This is a genomic window from Paraburkholderia sp. CNPSo 3274, from assembly GCF_024206475.1.
Taxonomy (GTDB): domain Bacteria; phylum Pseudomonadota; class Gammaproteobacteria; order Burkholderiales; family Burkholderiaceae; genus Paraburkholderia.
Window position 1 is genome coordinate 146,606 of record NZ_JAMBPR010000009.1, and the last position, 18,014, is coordinate 164,619.

Sequence of the window (18,014 nt, forward strand, 5' to 3'; positions counted from 1 at the left end):
ACATGCGCGTGAACTCACATGCACTTCTCAGGAGCGCGTCAACATGTCTATTTCGAGCAATAGTCGGGCGTTGATTGAGTCGAATGGATCGAGCCCAGATGCCGAAAGACTCCCATTGGACGTCGAGGAAATTACGCCGTCGTGGCTGACGTCGGCGCTCGCTCGCGGTCATGAGGGCGTGGCGGTCGAATCACTCGCCATATGCGATGTGATGTACGGAACCGCCACCAAAGTCAGGGTTTATCCTGCCTACAACGCAAGAGGGCGCGAGCTTGGCTTGCCGGAGTCGTTGATCGTGAAGGGCGGTTTCGTTCCCGAGTATCGGAATCTGAACGCCTACATATACGAATACGAGGCCAGGTTCTTCAAGGAAGTCCATCCTCACTTGCACGCGAATGTTCCGGCCAGCTTCTACGCAGAGACGGATGGTCGAAGCGGGCAGTCTATCGTGATCCTCGAAGATCTACGTTCGCGGGACGTTGAATTCTGTCGCGTCCAGAAGCCGCTGACATTTGCGCAGGCCGCGGCGAATCTGGACGCGCAAGCGCGTTGGCACGCGCAGTTCTGGCAATCGCTGGCGCTCGATAACGATGGCGAACTAGCCTGGCTCGCACCGCAGGATCCACTCCCCGACGGCGAGTCAGGCACTTATCACCGGGGTCAGTTAAAACCCGATATTTTCGCGAGTTATACGCAAATGCCGCGCGGCGCTGCCTTGCCGAAGCGGTTTCATGATCGGGACTGGATGGAGCACGCGTTGCTCGATCTGCGCGCATTCGACCGTATCGGGCCAATGACGCTTCTCCACGGCGACGTTCACCTCGGAAATCTGTATTTCGACCGCGATGGCACGCCTGGCTTTCTCGACTGGCAGTCGTATCGACGTGGACCGTGGGCCCATGATGTCACGTATTTCCTGATCTCGGCATTGGACATTGCGGATCGACCACGATGGGAGCGAGCGTTGCTTGAGCACTATCTCGAGCGGCTTGCGTTTCACGGCGTGAACAACCCGCCCTCACTTGAAGGCGCGCTCGACGCGTATCGGCGGCACATCGTCTATGGGCTGTTTTTCTGGCTCGTGAACCCCGTGGAATGGCAAGTGGAAGTCAACAATTGTGCCGTTGCGCCGCGATTCGCGATGGCAGCGCTCGATCACGAGATCTATGACCTGATGGGTCGGTAATCTTCGGTGGCGTTGAGCGGCACAGCCAGGCGTGCCGCTACCAATGCCGCGTTGAGTATGGCGCTTGACGCGGTCTCCTCGTCAGAGTACATTTTTGTGACCATCATTCACAAATATGAATGATGCGATAATAATGAGGAGGCAAGCATGTTGGAGATGGTCGCTCGACGCAGCACGACCTGGCACAGGGTGTATGCGTGGGCTGCGCTCGGCGCGCTTTTCGCATTTGCACAAACCTACGCCTACGTGGCATGGATTCGTTCGGAGGACTTCCGCCCTGTCGATTTGGGCGCGGACCCGATTCCGGAATCCGTAAGGACGACGATCGACCATTACCAGCGGATCAGCGTGCTGACATTGATTCCGGTAGCAATCTGGTTCGTCTACGGAATCGTCAAAAGCCGCCGCATCGACGCGGTGCGGCTCATGATGATCGGCTGGCTCTCGGCATACTGGCTCGATCCGTGGCTGGACTTCCTTAGGCCGATGTTCACGTATAACGCCTATGCACTGAATTTCGGCTGCTGGTGCCGTTTCATTCCGTTCTGGCAATCGCCGCATGCGCGTATTGCTGAGCCCATCCTGATCGACGCGCCAAGCTATTTCTACACGTTCACGGGTACGGCAGTGGTCGCGCTGTGGGCGATGCGTGCAGTCCGCAAGCATTGGCCTCGCGCAGGTAACGTTGGACTCACGCTCGCGGGCTTCGCCGCCATCTGGTTGACGATGGGCTTTCTCGACATCGCTGCTAGCCGCTTCATGGGATTCGACGCGTGGCCGGGCGCGTTTCAGCGTGTTTCCTTCTGGGGCGGCCACTACTACCAGTTTCCGGTGTACGAGTTCCTGCTGTTTCCGACAGCCTTCGTGGCTTCTGCGTTCCTTTTGATGAGCGTCGACAACAACGGATACACCGCGATCGAGCGAGGCGTCGATCGTCTCGAGTGCCATTCAGCGGTTCGCACGGCACTACGCGTGTTGGTATTCGTCGCGTTTTGCAACGTACTGAACCTTGCCTACACGACTGCGATGGGTGTGCACGCGGTATATGCCGATCCGTGGCCGCAGGATATGCCGAGTTGGCTGGCCAATCGATGACGAACCGCGACGCCCAGCGCTTCAACAACGTCGAGTATCGCGTAGAAGACGAGGTGGCCATCGTCACGATGAGCCATCCGCCGGTCAACGGGTTGGGTCTCGGAGTCCGTCGTGGACTTGTCGCTGCGTTCGAAGCGGCGCGGCACGATGTGCAGGTTCGCGCAATCGTGCTCAATGGCAGCGGCCGCGGTTTCTGCGCAGGCGGTGATATCCGCGAATTCGGCACGCCCGCAGCGGCGGCGGCCCCAGCGTTGTCGCTGCACGTTCATCCGGCTATCGAGGCGAGCGAGAAGCCGGTTGTCGCCGCAATCCACGGATTTGCCGTTGGTGGAGGGCTGGAAACCGCGCTGGTCTGCCACTACCGGCTTGTGGCGGACAATGCACAGATAGGTCTGCCGGAGTGCAAGCTTGGTGTGATCCCTTTGTCCGGGACGCAGCGTTTGCCGCGCGTGCTAGGCCTCGCAAAGTCGATCGAATTCATTCTCGGTGCGCAAATCGTGCCCGCGAGTACGTTCGCTGGAACAGCGCTATTCGACCGAATCGTCGAGGGCGATGAGCAACAAGTGTTGCGCCTGGCGATTGAACTGGCGCGAGAGAAGATCGGGAGCGCGACGTTGCCATTGATACGCCGGCTGCTATTGCCGGATCACGATCCGGTTACTGTTGTCGCTGAGGCGCGCGCACGCCTTGCCTGTGGCGATGCCATAGAAAGCAAGTGCCTGGATGCCATCGCTGCCGCCGCCGAATCGGCTGATTTCGAGGCGGGCCTGGCCGCGGCGCGCGGGATCTACGATCAACTCGCTTCGTCCGATGAGGTGTCGAGGCAGCGAGATCGCTTTTTCAAGTCGCGTCAGGACGGCCCTGCGCAATAAGCGCCGAGCGAACTGCCGCTATGTGGAAAGCTGCTTGCGCAGATCGCCCTTTCGTACTTTTCCCGATGGCGTGCGCGGCAGTTCTGCAACGATGCAAAGGTGCTCGGGGGTCTTTTGCTTCGCCACGCCCGCAGCGGCAAAGTGGGTCTGAACTGCGCTCAGGTTGAGCGTCGTGTGTTCGCGCAAGACCACCACGGCACAGACCTTTTCTCCGTATCGGGGGTCGGGTTGCGCCACGACGGCGACATCGCGCACTGCGGGGTGAGTGGCAAGCACGCGCTCGACTTCGAGCGACGAGATGTTTTCTCCACCGCGAATCACGATGTCCTTTTTCCTGTCGGTGATGGTCAGGCAACTGCGTTCGTCGAGATGGCCGATATCGCCAGTCCGGAACCATCCGTCGCGAGTGAAGGCCGCTGCATTAAGCGCTGGATCGGTATAACCGACGAACAACTCCGGTCCCTTGATGAGAATCTCCCCGTCATGTCCCGCAGGCAGGTCGCGATCCAACTCGTCGACAACGCGCACCTGCGAGCCGGGCTGAACGCGCCCGTCAGTATTGGCCCGGACGTCAAATGGCGAATCGGCCCAACCAACGCTCACCGTGGAATGCTCGGTCAACCCATACGCGCGTGTTCCCGTGAATCCCGCGCGATCGGCGAGGGCGACGTGCTCGGGCGTGACGCCCGTGCCGCCCAGACCGTAAGAAACGAGCGAGGCCAGGCTGTGGCCATCGCGGCGGCCGGCATCGAGGAGTCCTTGAAGATGGAACGGCGTGCCACCCGAAAGGCGTACGCGATGCTCTTCGATGAGTCGCGCCGCGAGCGAGGCGTCCCATCGATCCATGAACACCATCTCGGTGCCCGTGACGAACGGGCGCAACAGAAAATTGAAGCCCGCGATATGCCCGGCGGGGAAGGGCGTGAGGTAAGGCCCTGGCCCGTCGATGAACGGAATCTGCCACTCTGCGCCCACAGTGCGATGAGAATGCTGAACGCCTTTGGGTGAAGCCGTCGTCCCCGACGTGTACAGCAGCAGGCAGATGTCTTCCGACTTTGGCGCTTCAGCAGGATGCTGATCATGCGTTGTTGCCGCGAGTCGTTGCAGCGCATCGAACGTGATGCCGTTCGAGGGCGCTCGATTGCCGACTACGATAACGCGTTCCAGGTCGGGTGGGGCGCCCAGCGCTGCGACACGCTCCAGATAGTCTGTGCCGCACCAGAGGTCGGGCACGCAAAGAAGTCGGGCGCGCGATTGCCGAAGGATGAAGCCGACTTCGGCTGGACCGTAGATGTGAACGATCGGCACGAGCACGGCACCAATCTCGAGCGCGGCCAGGTACAGAAGCGCAGTCTCGCGCTGCGTGGGGAGCTGTATCGCGATCACATCGCCTCGATGCAGGCCGATCGCTCGCAGCGCCTTGCCTATTTCTCTCGCGTCGCGCAGCAGGGACTGCGTGGTACACGTGTAGGCGCCGCCTTGGGTATGAAAATGGAGCGGCGTGGCGCCGTGCTGTTCGACGGCGCGCGCGATCAGGGCCGAGAGAGGCAGCTCATTCGACCATGGTGCAGTTGTCGATTCGCGCATGTTGGGTCTCATGCCAGCAATGCTCGCAAGAGGCTGACCAGCGCGAGTGGCTGGTCAAGCATCATGTGATGGCCTGCGCGCGGCATCGTGATGGGTCCCTTCGCGCCGGGAATTGCCCCGACGATGTGGCGCGCGCGATCCGCGCTGACCACGCTGCTGCACTCGGCGTGAACGTAGCTGACGGGGACCGTGACGCGGGTCAGCAGGTCTTCCTCGCCTTCGACCGGCTGGAGATCCCGCAGCTTCGGGTCGAAGCGCCATACCCAGCCGTCGGAGGTTTGGCGAAGCGATGTTTGCGCAAGATGTTCGAGAAGCCACGGCTCGCAATCCTGCTCTGGGATGAGGCGAAACCGGCTGACTGCGGTATGCCAGTCCGGATAGGGGCGCGGAGGCGGACGCCGTTCCACGGCAGGCAAGCTATCGCCGCGTAGCATGAAATACGAATCGAGCACGATGGCGTGCGAGAGACGATCGGGAAAAGTCGCGCAGGCCTGCAGGAGACGCGATCCGCCGAAGCTGTGGCCGACCGCGACGCACGGACCGCGGCCGATTGCATCCACGACGGCTACGAGGTCGCGCACGAAAATGTCTGCGCTGTATTCCTGCCTGTAGCCGCTGTCACCCATCCCGCTGAAATCCAGAGCGAACACGCGGAAGCGATCGGTGAAGAACGGTGCAATGAAGTCCCACCAATGCGTGTGTCCCAGAAAGCCGTGCGCGAAGACGAGTGGAGGCTTGTCCGTGTCTGCGGCGTTCCAGGAGACATAGTGCACTGCAGCCCCGCCGGCTTCCGTGAAATGGGAGCGGCGTGGCTGGCTCATGGCGAGATCGAACCAGGAGGGAACACTGACATTCATTGCGGCTCTTCCATTACGCAAGGATTGTTTCGCAAATCAATTAGACGAGTTTGATGTGCCGTCGATTCGCGTCGATCCAATCCGTCATCGAGGTCAGCTCGATACCACGTTCGGAGAGCGAATCGATGTCGACGCGATACCCGACCGCGTTGATCCATTCCTGCGCATTCACCCAGCCTGGTGCGAGGCCCTTTGCCCGCGCTTCGTCCGGCGAGACGTGCGAAACGCCAATCTGTGTGCCAAGAACCTGGCCGAGGCGAGTTCCCACTTCAGACATCGTGAGTTTCTCCGAAGCCAGCGGCACAGTCTCACCATGCCAGCGTTGCGCATCGTTGAGCGCGCCGGCTGCGAGCGCCCCCACGTCGTCGGCGGCAATCCAGTCGAGCCGGGAGTCGGGCAGCAACGCGCTGAGCAGCAAGCCGTCGCGCAAGTGCGGGAACATCGCGCGTGCTTTCGGCTCAGCGAGATTGTCCATCATGAATGCAGGTTGCAAGACCGTCCACGATTCGAAACCCGCAGAGCGAACGGCTTCTTCGACGTCCCATTTGTCTGTCCAGTATTTTTGATTCCAGCGCTTCTCGTTCCAGCCCGGAAACGTCAAATGATTGCCTGCCTGCGCCACGGAGGTGTGAACGAATTGCTGGACGCCCGCGTTGCGCGCCGCGTCGACGAGCGCGAAACCCTGGCGGCGCTCCCTGTCGCTGCGATCGAAGTCGGGGAGGAGAACGGAAAAGACGGAGCGGACACCTTTCATCGCTTTTTCGAGCGACTCACGGTCGTCCAGATCCCCCCTTACGCCCTGCGCATTCAATTCGACGAGCGCCCGCGCAGCCGACGAGTCTGGATCTCGCGTCAGGAAGCGCACCGTACGTCCGGCCGCAAGGAGGCGGCGAGCCGTGGCACCTCCTTGCGCGCCTGTAGCGCCGATGACGAGTATCACGTCGGATGATTCGGTCATGACTTTTCCGGTGGTCGAACTATAAAGCTAGGCCAGCCGTATCGTGGCTGGGCGCGTAGCGCACGAAGTCACTAACCAGGCAACAGGCCATTGCAGAGACACCTGCAATCGTGCTGATGTTCTAATATTAGCACGATGTTCAGAAAATATGCTGGTGACGAAATCCGGGCGATAAAGCGGAAAGGCGAAGCTTCGTCTTTCCGCGTGGTGGCACGATCAATGCTGCGGCCGCACCGTTTGAACGAGGCCGCCTTCATGTGCGACGATCACCTCGCAGCCTGGCTGATAGACGTCGGCAATTTCGTCGCCGCGCACGCGGTTGCCCTGGAAGCCGCGCAGATAGCTCGTTTCGTCGAGCCGCAAGACATGTTCGCCATCCGCGTCGCGCACGACGATCTGTTCAGGCGCGATCGACGTCAGCGTGCCCACATAGGGCAGCCGCGGCTCGAACGGGAAACTGCCGCCTTGCGGCAGGATGCGCGTGTCGAGCGAAAGGCGGAATCGGTCCGAATGATTGCTGAGCCCAGAGTGTGGCGTGCGTCGGCTCATCAACAGGACGTCGCCCAGGCGGTAGTTCGTGCGGCGCCATGCATCTTCGGGCACGCTCGCGAGGTCGATTGGAATGATCTTGTCGCCATCCTTCTTATGCAGGCACGGAAGCTTGTGCAACCCTTCCGCTACGGCCAGTCCGCCGACTTGCGCATCGATATCGCTGAGTGGAACCCAGCAGATGATGAAATCGAGGCGGTCGCTGTAGATCGCATCTTCGTGAATGAAGTCGAAGCGCGTGCGGTTTTTGTCGATGGCAGGCGGTGAAGTGCGGTATTCGGTAAACGGCACCCAATAAAGCGGTACGTCGAAGAGCCGCTGAAAGAACGCGCGAATTGCAGGGTCTTCCATGACGGTGCGTGCCGCACGCTGCTCATTCATTTCCTTCACGGGAAAGAAGCTGAAATTGTCGCGCTCCTTGCCGGTCCATCGCACGTCTCGATCAGTGCGGTCCACGAAACCGTGGCGGTCGAGGTGGTCGACGAGCAAACCGCGCATGCGCTCCAGCGGCTCGTGGTCCAGTACGTCGCGGAAGAACAGGTAGCCGTCTTCGTCCCACCGCTTTTGCAGTGCGGCGTGATCGCCGAGCAGATCGTTCGAAATGTTGAACTCGCGCATCGTCGGCACGATATCCAGGATTGGTGTGCTCACAAATTGTCTCCTCTTGTTGCAGGGGCGCTCTGACGCCGCCTCACAGCAATCCGCGTTCTTCCGAAGTGCGGGTGGTAGTGTCGATGCCCAGTTCCCTCAGCGTCTCGAGTACGGCCGTGGTGGCAGAGGCGACAGCCGGGAAGCCCGCATACGGCAGCGCCTGGATAAGCACACCTTCCAGCTCGCGAGCACTCAGACCGTTGCGCACGGCAATGCGGACGTGGTTCTTCAGTTCGAGTGTCTGCCGGCTGGCGATCAGGATGCCGAGCGTCACGAGGCTACGCTGCTTGCGCTCGAGCTTGTCGTCGCCCCATACGTCCGCGAACGCGTAATTGACGGCGAGGCGTGAAATATCGGCGCCGAAGCCGGTGGACTCGCTTGCGGTGCGCAAGCCGGCTGCCTTCTCTTCACCCATGATCTCGCCGAATACCTTTAAACCATAGGCGTGCTTTTCTTCGAGGCTCTTCATTTGCGTCTCCTGTTTTGCCGCGGCGGCGCGGCTATTTGTGACGGGTAACGGCTGCGCTCTCCCCGCCATTCTTTTCGCTGGCAATGATGACGATGATGCGTGCTAAGATCGCCGCGAAAGAGGATCAAATTCTGCATATAAGGGGATAGAAATTCGCAAGCCCGCCATGCCGACTGAGCCAGTGAAAGACGTTGCCGCGCTCGTGCTGCCAGGCAGCTACCTGTCGAGCGTGGGCGCGCTGGTAGATGGATTTGCGCTCATTGCGCGACATGTATTTACGCAGTTCGCGCCGCCGTACCGGCACACGATGAAGACGCAGGTGCGCCTGTTGAGCGCCACTGCGGGCGGTCTGGAGTTCGCCGGCGGCCGAAAGATGGATAGCGACGGCGACTTGCTTGGCGATGCCGAGTACAGCATCGTCTACGTCCCGGCCTTTGCGGTGACCAGCGAAGAGGCGCTCGTTACGCTGCTCGACCACGCACAGCCGGTAACGGAGTGGTTGCGTTGGCAACGTGCTCGGGGCGCGGTATTGGCCGCAAGCGGTACGGCGGTGTTGCTGCTCGCGCAGGCAGGCTTTCTCGACGGCGGCCCTGCGGCCGTTCCGCGCGTGCTCAGGGGCTTGCTCCGGTCGCGCTATCCGAAGGTGCGCGTGGACACGGGCGTCACGATCGCCGAGCACGGTGGCGCTCACACCTGCAGCGTGCCAGCAAGCGAATGGCAACTCGTGACGCGCCTCGTCGATCGTGCGATTTCACCGCATACCGCCCAATGGCTCGCTTCGACGACAGGCACGGATGGCGATCGCGAGGAAGGGCGCCTGTCGAGTGATGATCCGCTAGTAAGCAGCGCGCAGTTCTGGCTCGCACAGCGTTTCGCTCAGGACTTCAAGATCAGCGAACTGGCGGACGTGCTGGCCGTCAGTCACGCCACGTTGCTGCGCCGCTTTACGCGAAGCCTCGGCATGACGCCGCGGGCTTATGCAAGCTCACTGCGTATCGAGTCAGCAAAGCGAATGCTGCGCAACACACAGGTCTCCATCGAGCAGATCGCCGTTATGGTTGGGTATTCAGATGTGCGCGCGTTTCGCAACATCTTCCACAAATACGTTGCGATGAGTCCCTCTGCGTATCGACGGCGTGGTGCGGGCCGCGAATGAAACTGGCCAGCATTCAGGCCGCAAACATGTCGAGTTCCGCTTTGCCGGTATCGGTCGAGTGAAACTGTTCGAGCAGGTAATCCACAAAAACCCTGACTTTCGCGGGCAGATACTGGCGGTGGGGATAGTGCACGTAAATGCGCGGCCCCGTACCATCCGCCTCGTCGCCGCGCACCCTGTATTCGGGAAGGACGATTTTGAGTGCTCCGGTGCGCAGATACGGCAGCACCACGGGCACGGATGACGGCGTGATCCCTGCGCCGCTGAGCGCAGCGACGAGGCTGATGTCCGGCTGGCCTGCCACGGTTAGACGCCCGCGGGGATGGTGAACGAACGTTCTGTCCTTCCGGGCGCCGCGCTTTCGCGTGCTTCCTGGCGAGCGTTCGAGATGAAGCGCGGCGAGTCCGAACGACATGCGGATGCCGACGAATTCGTGTTCCGCCAGTTCATCCGGGGATTGAGGCACGCCCTTGCGTTCGAGATAGCCCGGGCTCGCGACCAGTACGATGGGGTATTCGCACAGCGGACGGGAAACGTGATTGGTTCCGCGTCCCCGCGCGTGCTGAATACTGACGTCGATGCCGTCGTTGACCAGGCTGGGTGCAATTTCGTCATAGCTGATGTCGATTTCGACGAGTGGATAGCGTTGCAGAAACTCTGCGATCACCGGAGTCAGGCAATGCCTCCCGAACGTCGGCGTGACGGATACCTTGATCAATCCCTCCGGATGCTCGGGGCTGCGCCGCACATCCGCGACCGCTTCGTCGAGCTGACCCAACAATGGCGCCACTCGTTGATAGAACTGGCGCCCTTCGCTCGTGAGGCTCAGCTTGCGCGTGGTCCGGTTGAAAAGGCGCACGCCCAGTTCACGCTCCAGCGCTGCGATGCTCTTGCTGATGGCAGGCGGCGTGACCTGGAGGCGGGTTGCCGCCGCGATGAAGCTGCCGCAGCGGACGGCCTGGACGAAAGGCTGCAGATTCCGGATTTCTGGCATCGTCGATTAATGAAAAAAAGTCACTCTAAATGTTCCGTTCGATAAGCAGTGTAGAGCATGAGCCGCCGCTAGAATCGAATTTATCTGAGGCGGCCCGCGTCGCGTGCGCGAGGCCAGCTACGAGAATGTTCAGGAGACGACACGACTGACCTCGACGGCGCGTGACCGGCGCCTGTTCCTGCACGCGTCTCCTGCCTGTAGCAGTCAAACGCTCAATGGAACAGTACATGGCACTTTCCCCATCGCACCAGCGCCCGCTCGACGGCACGTTCGTCGAAGGTGACGGCGTGGCCAGCGTCGAGCATGTCAACCCTTCAACAGGCCGGCCGCAGGCCGTCGTGCCCCTCGGCAGCGCGAGCGACATCGACCGCGCCGTGAAGGCCGCCAAGGCGGCGCAGCGTATATGGATGGAGATGGGGCCCCGCGCGAGGACGCGAAGCTTTCGGCGCCTCGGTGAGTTGCTGGAGGCGCATCGGGAGCAGCTGGCATTTCTCGGTGCCCGAGAGTCAGGGATCCCGGTAGCACTCCCGATGATGGACATGGCGCTCGGCTGGGTCGACCACTATATGGGCTGGATCGACAAGATCGCGGGTTCGTACGCAGAGTCTTATCCGGCACCGGGGTTCAACTATACGCGCCGGGAGCCCTATGGCGTCGTGGGCGTCATCATCCCGTGGAACGGTCCGCTCATGGCGACCTGTATGAGGGCGCTTCCGGCCATCGCCGCTGGCAATGGCGTCGTTCTGAAGCCGCCCCGCACTCGCGCCGTTCGTCGCACTGCGAATCGCCGAACTCGCTCACGAAGCCGGCTTTCCGGCGGGCCTTCTCAACGTCGTGCCCGGCGAGGCCGAAGCGGGCGAGGCGCTCGTGGCGCACCCCGACGTCGGCAAGGTCACGTTCACGGGCGGCAAAGGCGTCGCGCGGCGGGTGATGGCGACGGCGGCGGCGTGTCTCAAGCCGGTCGCGCTGGGGCTGGGCGGCAAGTCCGCCAATCTTGTCTTCGAAGACGCTGATCTCGAAGCAGCAGCGGTACAGGCTGTCTATGGCGCGTTGGGTCTGAGCGGTCAGGGCTGCGTGAACCCGACTCGGCTGCTCTTGCACCGAAAGCGCTACGACGAAATGGTGGCGCGCGCCGCGGCAGTGGCTGCGAACATGAAGGTAGGCGACCCCTTCGATCAGGATACGGTCGCTGGCCCGGTGATCTGCCAGGCGGCTTGCGACCGTATCCTCGGCATCATCGAGCAAGCGCGACGCGAAGCAAGGCTCATTGCGGGCGGCGAGCGATTGCAGGGCGAACTGGGTGATGGCTTCTTCATCCAGCCGAACGTGTTCGCTGATGTTCAGCCAGGAAGTGCGCTGGAACAGAACGAAGTGTTCGGTCCCGTGCTCTCGATCACCCCGTTCGCCGACGACGCGCAAGCGCTCGCGATCGCCAACGGCACGCGCTACGGCCTCGGCGCATATCTGCATACAAACGGGGAGGTCGTCCTGAGTGGCGGAGCGATCGCATCACCTGGCGTGTTGTTGCGATCCGGCATCGGCGCAGGCGCGGATCTGTCCGCGTTGGGGATCGATGTCGTTGCCGATCTGCCCGGCGTCGGCAGCAATGTTCAGGAGCACTGCGGGGTTTCGCAGAGCCGCCAGATCGACGTGCCGACGTACAACACCATGGTGGGTCCGCTGCGTCTCGCGGGACACCTCTTGCAGCATGCGACCGTCAAGAAGGGCATTCTGACGTCAATCGCCGTCCATGCGATGGCCTACGCGCGCAGTTCGCCCGAGTTGAGCGAACCGGACATCGCCATGAGCTTTTTGCCGCTGGCGATTGGCTTCGTGGGCGGACATCCCGCGATGGCGAAGCAGGCGGGCATCACGATCGGATCGCAGGTTTTGCGGCCGCACGGACGCGGCCGCATCAGTCTGAAGGATCGCGATCCGCTTTCGAAGCCGGTCATCAAGCACGCGTTGCTTGGCGATCCTCGCGATCTCGAACTGACCATCAAGGGCAGTCGTCTCGTGACCAGGGTGTTTGCGGCGGCGCCGCTGGCGAAACACGTCATCGGCGATCACGAGCCCGCATCGCTTCCTGAGAGCGAAAGCGCATGGGAAGCATACGTGCGCCAACGCGTAGGTATCGGCTACCACCCCGTAGGCAGTTGCCGGATGGGGACGGACGACATGGCCGTTGTCGATCCGCAATTACGGGTTCGCGGTGTCGAGCGGCTGCGCGTGGTTGACGCCTCCGTCATGCCGAACATCATTTCGGGCAATACTAACGCAGCAACCATCGCCCTTGCTGAGAAGGCTGCGGAACTGATAGTGGCGGGATGATCGAACGCTGGCGGGCGTATTCGGGTAGATCGAAACGAACGCCAGGATTCTCCTGAACCGCGTTTAGCGCGGAGGGATCACGCGCCGGCTCCTGTTAGCAGCACGTTCCGTTCATCGCGCGATAGCGTGAAAACGCAAAGCATTTCGGCGAGCCGCTCGGTTTGCTGCTTCATGCTATCGGCGGCGCTCGTGTGTTGTTGAACGAGCGTTGCGTTCACTTGCGTCATGCGGTCCAACTGTTCCACCGCCTGGCTCACCTGACCGACGCCAGCCGACTGTTCTCGCGATGCCTCGGCAATCTGGCACACCAAAGTGGTGACATCACGAACCTGTGCAACGATGTCGGCAATCGTCTTGCCTGCGGAATCGACCAGCTTCGAACCGTTCTCCACCGTTTCGACACTCTGCGTGATCAGCGCGTTGATTTCCTTCGCCGCTTGCGCGCTGCGTTGAGCGAGATTGCGGACCTCGGCCGCCACGACGGCAAATCCGCGTCCCTGCTCGCCGGCTCGCGCGGCTTCAACCGCCGCGTTCAGGGCGAGAATATTGGTCTGGAAGGCGATGCCGTCGATCACGGAAATGATGTCGGATATCTTGCGGCTCGATTGCGTGATGTGCCCCATCGTCGAGATGACCTGGTCCACCACGCGGCCGCCTTCTTCCGCGGCCTGGCTCGCACTTTCTGCCAGATCGCTGGCTTGCCTCGCGGCGTCGGCATTGTTGCCGACCGTCGAGTTGATCTGCTCCATTGAAGCCGCGGCCTCTTCGAGACTGCTGGCCTGCGCTTCCGTCCGGCCGGAAAGTTCCAGCGTGCCCGACGCGATATGCGTCGTCGCTTGCCGCATGGCACGTACGCCGTTGCGCACGTCGAGCACCGTGGCGCGCATGTTGATGCTGACCTGATTCAAGGTGCGCAGCACATCGCCGATCTCATCGCTTCGAGCGCTGTGGCACGTGGTGCTCAGATCGCCCGCGGCGATCTTCATCGCGGCTCGCGCAGCGTCCTGCAACGGGTGCACGATCGTGCGAGAAAGGAAAACACCTGCCGCAGCTGTCAACAGAAGGAGGGCGGCGACTTCGGCCCAGAACGAGAGCGATGCAAGGCCGTCGCTCCGGCTGGCCAGTCCGAGCGCGTCCACGAGGGCGAGCGCGAAGAGCGCGCCCCAGATATAGCGTTTGAGACCGAACGAGCGGATCCGGCCGGCGGCCCGGCCAATGAGGCCGCCGCGAACGACGCGCCCTTGCTCCCAACCGAGCTTCCCGTCACGGTCGGCGTGCAGGCGGCGATAAAGTGCCTCGGTTTGGTCGATTTCCCCATGAGCCGGCTTGCTGAGAACCATCAGCGAACCGATGTATCGCCCGTTCGAAACGAGCGGGGCCATGTTGAGCCGGCACCACACCAGCGTGCCGCTCTTGCAGGCGAGCTTGATGAGGCCGCTCCACGGCTTGCCTCGCCTGACGGCCGCCCCGAGGTCGGCCAGCACCGGCTGAGGTACGTCGCGAATGCGGTTCGAACCCTGCATGGCTTGAAGCTCCTGCAGAGAATATCCCGTCACACGCTGATAAACCGGGTTCGAATAGACGACCTGAGATTGGACGCCTACGCAGCAAACCATCAGTTCATGGTCCTGCAGTTCGTATTCACGCTTCGAATTGTTCTCTTGCCCCATGCCTCTTCCAGATCGACCGGGCGGCCCCGTCTATTATTCATAATTTAGAACGACATTCAAAAATGTATGTCGAACCCTGGTCGACGTCAAGTCCGGATACGCCCGATGCGGCCTACGTTCAACAATGTGACCAGGGTTCATCCGCAGTGCACCGCGACGGAACAAAGGCGATATGCTGGCGGCACGCCAATATCGAAGTCATATCAAGCCATGGAATTGCGGCATCTCAGACACTTTGTTGCGGTTGCGGAGACCCAGCACTTCGGGCGTGCGGCAGCACGCCTCGGCATGGCGCAGCCGCCGCTCAGCCAGTCGATCATGCGGCTGGAAGAGCAGCTTGGCATCAAGCTCCTCGAACGCACGCCGCGCGGCGTATCCCTCACGCCCGCCGGATCCGCGTTGCTCGCGGAAGCCAAGCCGCTGATCGCGCAAGCGGAATTAGCCGAGCGGCGGGTACGCCAGGCAGCCGACGAACTGGCGAGCCTGAGCGTAGCGTTCGTGCCGATGTGCGCGCTACGCATCATGCCGCTGGCCATTCAGGGGCTGCGCAAGCAATGGCCGGGTGTGGATGTCCGGTTGATCGAACGTGGTAGTGCCCTAACAGTCGCAGGTGTGAAAAACGGTAGCATCGACCTCGGTGTGGTGGTCACCAGCGCCGCGGACGTCTCTGGTCTGGAGAGCGTAGTCATCGAGCGTCTGCGGGTGGTGGCCGCGGTTCCGGCGAAGTGGCCCGTGGCGACGCAGCGTTCGATTCGCATCGCGGATCTCGCGCGATATCCGCTCATCATGTTCCCTCAGCAGATGTCGCAACCGCTATTCGCTGCGTTTGAAGCAGCGCGGCGCGAGGAGGGCTTGTCGCCCCGCGTTACCCAACAAGCTCGCCACCCCTATACGATGCTCAACCTCGTTGCTCACGAACTGGGCGTCGGTTTGATGCTGGACTCGGCGCGATATTTGCCCGTGGAAGGTGTTGCTTACGTCGACATTGAGGATGTTCCGGCTCCGGGCGAAACAGAGGTTTCGCTGGTGTGGGCGGATAGACCTCACAAGCCGTATCACCGCTCGATGCTCGACATCATGCGCGAAATCGCGGCGCCGGCCGAGACGTGATGCGCACAGTCGCGCCGATGAACTGATTCGTTCCAGCTGCTCCTCGCGTCATTCGGTTCCGCGTTCACCTTGACACCTCAAGGTGGCGTGTTTATGTTTACGAATGACGTTCACAAAACAACCCGCTCGCATGGCGAGCCAAAGGAGGAGCAGTGAGCACGAATGTGGCGAGTCTCTTCAGTCTCGATCAGAAGGTTGCGGTGGTAACAGGGGCCGGTTCCGGTATCGGCCGCGAGACGGCGCTGCTGCTGGCGTCGGCCGGCGCAGCTGTGGTCGCGGCGGATCTGAACGACGAAGCGGCGCAGGAGACGGTCAAACAAATCGAAAGCGTGTCCGGTAAGGCAATCGCCGTCAAGGTGGACATCGGCAATGAATCTTCGATTCTTGCGATGTACGATACCGTGCAGGCGAAGCTCGGGCGTCTCGACATTCTCGTCAACAATGCGGGTATCTACCCGAAGACGCCCTTCGTCGAAACGACGGCCGAGAAGTGGGACAAGGTTCTCGGCGTGAACCTGCGCGGCACCTTTCTCTGCATGCGCGAAGCGATCAAGCGCATGCAGGCGGCCAGGAACGGTGGCTCCATCATCAATATTTCGTCGGTGGCATCGCTGCAGCCCGTGATTTTCGACAACGGCGATTACGGCGCATCGAAGGCGGGCGTCAACAATCTCACCAAAGTAGCCGCTCTCGAATTCGCACCCGACGGAATTCGCGTGAACGCCGTACTACCCGGCGGCGTGGCAACCGAGGGCGCGGCTGCATCGACCAAGGTCCATCAGGCAAGCGGGCCAATTACACAGCCCGGCCGTATGCCCTTGGGCCGCATAGGCGTCGCCTCCGATATCGCGCGTGCCGTGCTGTTCTTCGCATCGCCCGCATCGGATTATGTGACCGGCCAGCTTCTGGCCGTCGATGGCGGCTTCCAGGTTTCCTGATCGCTCGCCAGCGGCTCGTTAGTTCGCGTTGCTAAGCCGCGTCGGCGACGCGGCTTAGGGCTGCATTTCGCTTCCCCCGATTGAATACGATCCGTTGCGCACGCTTAGCTGCGTGCGTAGCGTGCGCACGCGCATGCATTGCACACTACGCCCCGGCGGCTAGTGAAAACACCGACGCATTTAATTGAACGAGTTGTTGCATAACGGGACTCTGTCACCTAGGATGTCCGCATAGAGGCGCCGCGAAAGCGCCCGAGAGGCATAGGCCTGATCGGAGACATGCGATGTACCTTCTCGACAGCGATTTACGTGGTCCTCTCGCGGACTACACGTTCCACTATCGGCGCCAGCCTGCTGGCAACAATCCTCCCTCGTCGGACGAATCCGATCGCGCAGAACAATCGAACTGGGCGGCGCGTGCGTTGGGTGCGATGGCGCCCCGTATCTTCGGCAAGGTACGCATGGAGGAAGCAGCACGATGAAAACGATGCCTGGCGAGCGCGCTCGAGAAGCGCGTAGGGTATGGCTTCCGCTCATTCTCTTATCGATTTCCGCAGCCGCGGTCTGGCTGCTGCAACGCGATCTGCGGATGGAAGAGCTGGGTCGTTCGGCGCTCTTCGACGTCGTGATGACGTTTGCCGTGCTCGGTGCGACGGCATTCGCGGGCATCGTTGGATGTGCGATTGCGAGCCGCGCGCAACACCACGAAACTGACTTGTCGACAGGCGAAGGTTATTGCTTCGTCGGCGCGGTGATCGGCGCAGTGGTGTTTTTTGTCGCCATGACTTACTAACGGTTGAAACCATGAACGAAGAGTTGAGCGCACGCGTGGAAGCGCTGTTGGACAAGCAGGCCATACTCGAATGCGTGCACCGGTATTGCCGCGGAGTCGACCGCATGGACCGGGAGTTGACGCTGTCGGCGTACCACCCGGATGCAATCGACGACCACGGCGCATTCGTTGGGAATGCAGAGGAATTCGTCAACTGGGCCTTTGCGTACCATACCGGGCATCAACTCTCGCACCATCATATGGTGTTCAATCACAGTGTCGAGTTGAAGGGCGACGTAGCGCACGGGGAAACATACTGGCTCTTCTTCGGCGAGAACCGCGTCAAGCCGGACACGCTTGCGGTGGGGCGCTATATCGACCGCTTCGAAAAGCGCAATGGCGTGTGGGCGATTGCCGCCCGCGTTTGCATTTCGGAGGCGATCAACGAGCTCGCGCCGGCCGAAGTGCCTGCTGCCTGGCGGGAAATCCTGATGAGCAATGGCGTCAGTTCACGAAACCGTGAAGACGTCTCTTACGAGCGGCCTCTCACGACACGTCAGCCCAGCGAGGTCTAGTCCATTGCGTCATTGAAAAAGCACCTTATTTGGTATTCAATGAAACACATGGAAAAGATGAACTTAACCACGCTTGAGCGCAAACAATTGCTGTCGGCGGCTCGTAGTCAAACGGTGCGCGCAGCAGACACGCGGCGTGCCCGGTTGATCCTGATGCTTGACGACGGAGAGACACGTGAGGCGATCATGCAGCGGCTGCGCTGTGACTCCCGCTTCATTAGCCGTTGGTCGAGCCGGTTTCTGG

18 protein-coding genes and 2 pseudogenes are annotated in these 18,014 nt (G+C 61.4%); 12 read left to right on the plus strand and 8 right to left on the minus strand.

Annotated elements, in window-relative coordinates:
* The first annotated feature begins 43 nt into the window (after window positions 1-43).
* From M3I54_RS08565 to M3I54_RS08575, 3 genes are all read left to right on the plus strand, one after another.
* Entirely contained in the window at window positions 44-1,186 is a 1,143-nt protein-coding gene (locus M3I54_RS08565; protein ID WP_254334732.1) for an ecdysteroid 22-kinase family protein, read from the plus strand.
* A gap of 147 nt (window positions 1,187-1,333) precedes the next feature.
* Entirely contained in the window at window positions 1,334-2,281 is a 948-nt protein-coding gene (locus M3I54_RS08570) for a spirocyclase AveC family protein (protein ID WP_254334733.1), read from the plus strand.
* Between the two features lie 53 nt (window positions 2,282-2,334).
* Window positions 2,335-3,153, plus strand: a complete 819-nt coding sequence (locus M3I54_RS08575) for an enoyl-CoA hydratase/isomerase family protein (protein ID WP_254334734.1) — start codon at window positions 2,335-2,337, stop codon at window positions 3,151-3,153.
* Window positions 3,154-3,171: 18 nt separating this feature from the next.
* On the opposite strand, the gene M3I54_RS08580 is transcribed toward M3I54_RS08575, so the two are convergent.
* The 5 genes from M3I54_RS08580 to M3I54_RS08600 all read right to left on the minus strand — a co-directional run bounded on the left by M3I54_RS08580 (window position 3,172) and on the right by M3I54_RS08600 (window position 8,224).
* Entirely contained in the window at window positions 3,172-4,740 is a 1,569-nt protein-coding gene (locus M3I54_RS08580; RefSeq protein ID WP_254334735.1) for an AMP-binding protein, read from the minus strand.
* Between the two features lie 8 nt (window positions 4,741-4,748).
* Complete coding sequence (locus M3I54_RS08585) at window positions 4,749-5,597, minus strand: alpha/beta fold hydrolase (RefSeq protein WP_254334736.1); 849 nt, start codon at window positions 5,595-5,597, stop codon at window positions 4,749-4,751.
* Window positions 5,598-5,637: 40 nt separating this feature from the next.
* The gene (locus tag M3I54_RS08590) at window positions 5,638-6,555 is read right to left on the minus strand and encodes an NmrA/HSCARG family protein (RefSeq protein WP_254334737.1); all 918 of its coding nucleotides are present in this window, start codon (window positions 6,553-6,555) and stop codon (window positions 5,638-5,640) included.
* Window positions 6,556-6,771: 216 nt separating this feature from the next.
* On the minus strand, window positions 6,772-7,755 hold the full coding sequence (locus tag M3I54_RS08595) for a phytanoyl-CoA dioxygenase family protein (protein WP_254334738.1): 984 nt from the start codon (window positions 7,753-7,755) through the stop codon (window positions 6,772-6,774).
* A gap of 40 nt (window positions 7,756-7,795) precedes the next feature.
* Window positions 7,796-8,224 carry a carboxymuconolactone decarboxylase family protein gene (locus tag M3I54_RS08600; RefSeq protein WP_254334739.1) on the minus strand — a complete coding sequence of 143 codons (429 nt, stop codon included), beginning with the start codon at window positions 8,222-8,224 and terminating at the stop codon, window positions 7,796-7,798.
* A gap of 166 nt (window positions 8,225-8,390) precedes the next feature.
* Here M3I54_RS08600 and M3I54_RS08605 point away from each other — a divergent pair, with 166 nt between their 5' ends.
* Entirely contained in the window at window positions 8,391-9,380 is a 990-nt protein-coding gene (locus tag M3I54_RS08605; RefSeq protein ID WP_254334740.1) for a GlxA family transcriptional regulator, read from the plus strand.
* A 13-nt stretch (window positions 9,381-9,393) separates the two neighbouring features.
* Here M3I54_RS08605 and M3I54_RS08610 read toward each other — a convergent pair whose 3' ends face one another.
* On the minus strand, window positions 9,394-10,158 hold the full coding sequence (locus M3I54_RS08610) for a substrate binding domain-containing protein (RefSeq protein ID WP_254334779.1): 765 nt from the start codon (window positions 10,156-10,158) through the stop codon (window positions 9,394-9,396).
* Between the two features lie 39 nt (window positions 10,159-10,197).
* Window positions 10,198-10,374 (minus strand): annotated as a pseudogene (locus M3I54_RS08615) (LysR family transcriptional regulator); the annotation flags it as partial.
* Window positions 10,375-10,601: 227 nt separating this feature from the next.
* Between M3I54_RS08615 and M3I54_RS45325 the strand changes: the two are divergent.
* A pseudogene (locus tag M3I54_RS45325) lies at window positions 10,602-11,072 on the plus strand (aldehyde dehydrogenase family protein); the annotation flags it as partial.
* An 85-nt stretch (window positions 11,073-11,157) separates the two neighbouring features.
* Window positions 11,158-12,705 carry an aldehyde dehydrogenase family protein gene (locus tag M3I54_RS08620; protein WP_254334781.1) on the plus strand — a complete coding sequence of 516 codons (1,548 nt, stop codon included), beginning with the start codon at window positions 11,158-11,160 and terminating at the stop codon, window positions 12,703-12,705.
* A 77-nt stretch (window positions 12,706-12,782) separates the two neighbouring features.
* Here the strand turns inward: M3I54_RS08620 and M3I54_RS08625 are convergent, their stop codons facing one another.
* The gene (locus tag M3I54_RS08625; RefSeq protein WP_254334745.1) at window positions 12,783-14,375 is read right to left on the minus strand and encodes a PAS domain-containing methyl-accepting chemotaxis protein; all 1,593 of its coding nucleotides are present in this window, start codon (window positions 14,373-14,375) and stop codon (window positions 12,783-12,785) included.
* 210 nt (window positions 14,376-14,585) lie between these two features.
* Here M3I54_RS08625 and M3I54_RS08630 point away from each other — a divergent pair, with 210 nt between their 5' ends.
* The 6 genes from M3I54_RS08630 to M3I54_RS08655 form a co-directional block, all read left to right on the plus strand.
* Window positions 14,586-15,485 carry a LysR family transcriptional regulator gene (locus tag M3I54_RS08630; protein ID WP_254334753.1) on the plus strand — a complete coding sequence of 300 codons (900 nt, stop codon included), beginning with the start codon at window positions 14,586-14,588 and terminating at the stop codon, window positions 15,483-15,485.
* Between the two features lie 152 nt (window positions 15,486-15,637).
* Window positions 15,638-16,423, plus strand: a complete 786-nt coding sequence (locus M3I54_RS08635) for a glucose 1-dehydrogenase (RefSeq protein ID WP_254334755.1) — start codon at window positions 15,638-15,640, stop codon at window positions 16,421-16,423.
* 284 nt (window positions 16,424-16,707) lie between these two features.
* A complete protein-coding gene (locus M3I54_RS08640; protein ID WP_254334756.1) occupies window positions 16,708-16,905 on the plus strand; it encodes a hypothetical protein in 198 nt (65 codons plus the stop codon).
* Entirely contained in the window at window positions 16,902-17,216 is a 315-nt protein-coding gene (locus M3I54_RS08645; RefSeq protein ID WP_254334758.1) for a hypothetical protein, read from the plus strand. Before M3I54_RS08640 ends, M3I54_RS08645 begins: the two co-directional genes overlap by 4 nt.
* Window positions 17,217-17,227: 11 nt before the next feature.
* Window positions 17,228-17,770, plus strand: a complete 543-nt coding sequence (locus tag M3I54_RS08650) for a nuclear transport factor 2 family protein (protein ID WP_254334760.1) — start codon at window positions 17,228-17,230, stop codon at window positions 17,768-17,770.
* A gap of 48 nt (window positions 17,771-17,818) precedes the next feature.
* Window positions 17,819-18,014: helix-turn-helix domain-containing protein (locus M3I54_RS08655; RefSeq protein ID WP_254333639.1), on the plus strand; the 196-nt coding region annotated here is incomplete at its 3' end.

Coding starts and splice junctions, on each gene's coding strand:
- M3I54_RS08600 (WP_254334739.1), bottom strand. CDS start 8,224: ATGAAGAGCCTCGAAGAAAAGCACGCCTATGGTTTAAAGGTATTCGGC.
- M3I54_RS08565 (WP_254334732.1), top strand. CDS start 44: ATGTCTATTTCGAGCAATAGTCGGGCGTTGATTGAGTCGAATGGATCG.
- M3I54_RS08625 (WP_254334745.1), bottom strand. CDS start 14,375: ATGGGGCAAGAGAACAATTCGAAGCGTGAATACGAACTGCAGGACCAT.
- M3I54_RS08630 (WP_254334753.1), top strand. CDS start 14,586: ATGGAATTGCGGCATCTCAGACACTTTGTTGCGGTTGCGGAGACCCAG.
- M3I54_RS08650 (WP_254334760.1), top strand. CDS start 17,228: ATGAACGAAGAGTTGAGCGCACGCGTGGAAGCGCTGTTGGACAAGCAG.
- M3I54_RS08570 (WP_254334733.1), top strand. CDS start 1,334: ATGTTGGAGATGGTCGCTCGACGCAGCACGACCTGGCACAGGGTGTAT.
- M3I54_RS08640 (WP_254334756.1), top strand. CDS start 16,708: ATGTACCTTCTCGACAGCGATTTACGTGGTCCTCTCGCGGACTACACG.
- M3I54_RS08645 (WP_254334758.1), top strand. CDS start 16,902: ATGAAAACGATGCCTGGCGAGCGCGCTCGAGAAGCGCGTAGGGTATGG.
- M3I54_RS08580 (WP_254334735.1), bottom strand. CDS start 4,740: ATGCGCGAATCGACAACTGCACCATGGTCGAATGAGCTGCCTCTCTCG.
- M3I54_RS08590 (WP_254334737.1), bottom strand. CDS start 6,555: ATGACCGAATCATCCGACGTGATACTCGTCATCGGCGCTACAGGCGCG.
- M3I54_RS08585 (WP_254334736.1), bottom strand. CDS start 5,597: ATGAATGTCAGTGTTCCCTCCTGGTTCGATCTCGCCATGAGCCAGCCA.
- M3I54_RS08605 (WP_254334740.1), top strand. CDS start 8,391: ATGCCGACTGAGCCAGTGAAAGACGTTGCCGCGCTCGTGCTGCCAGGC.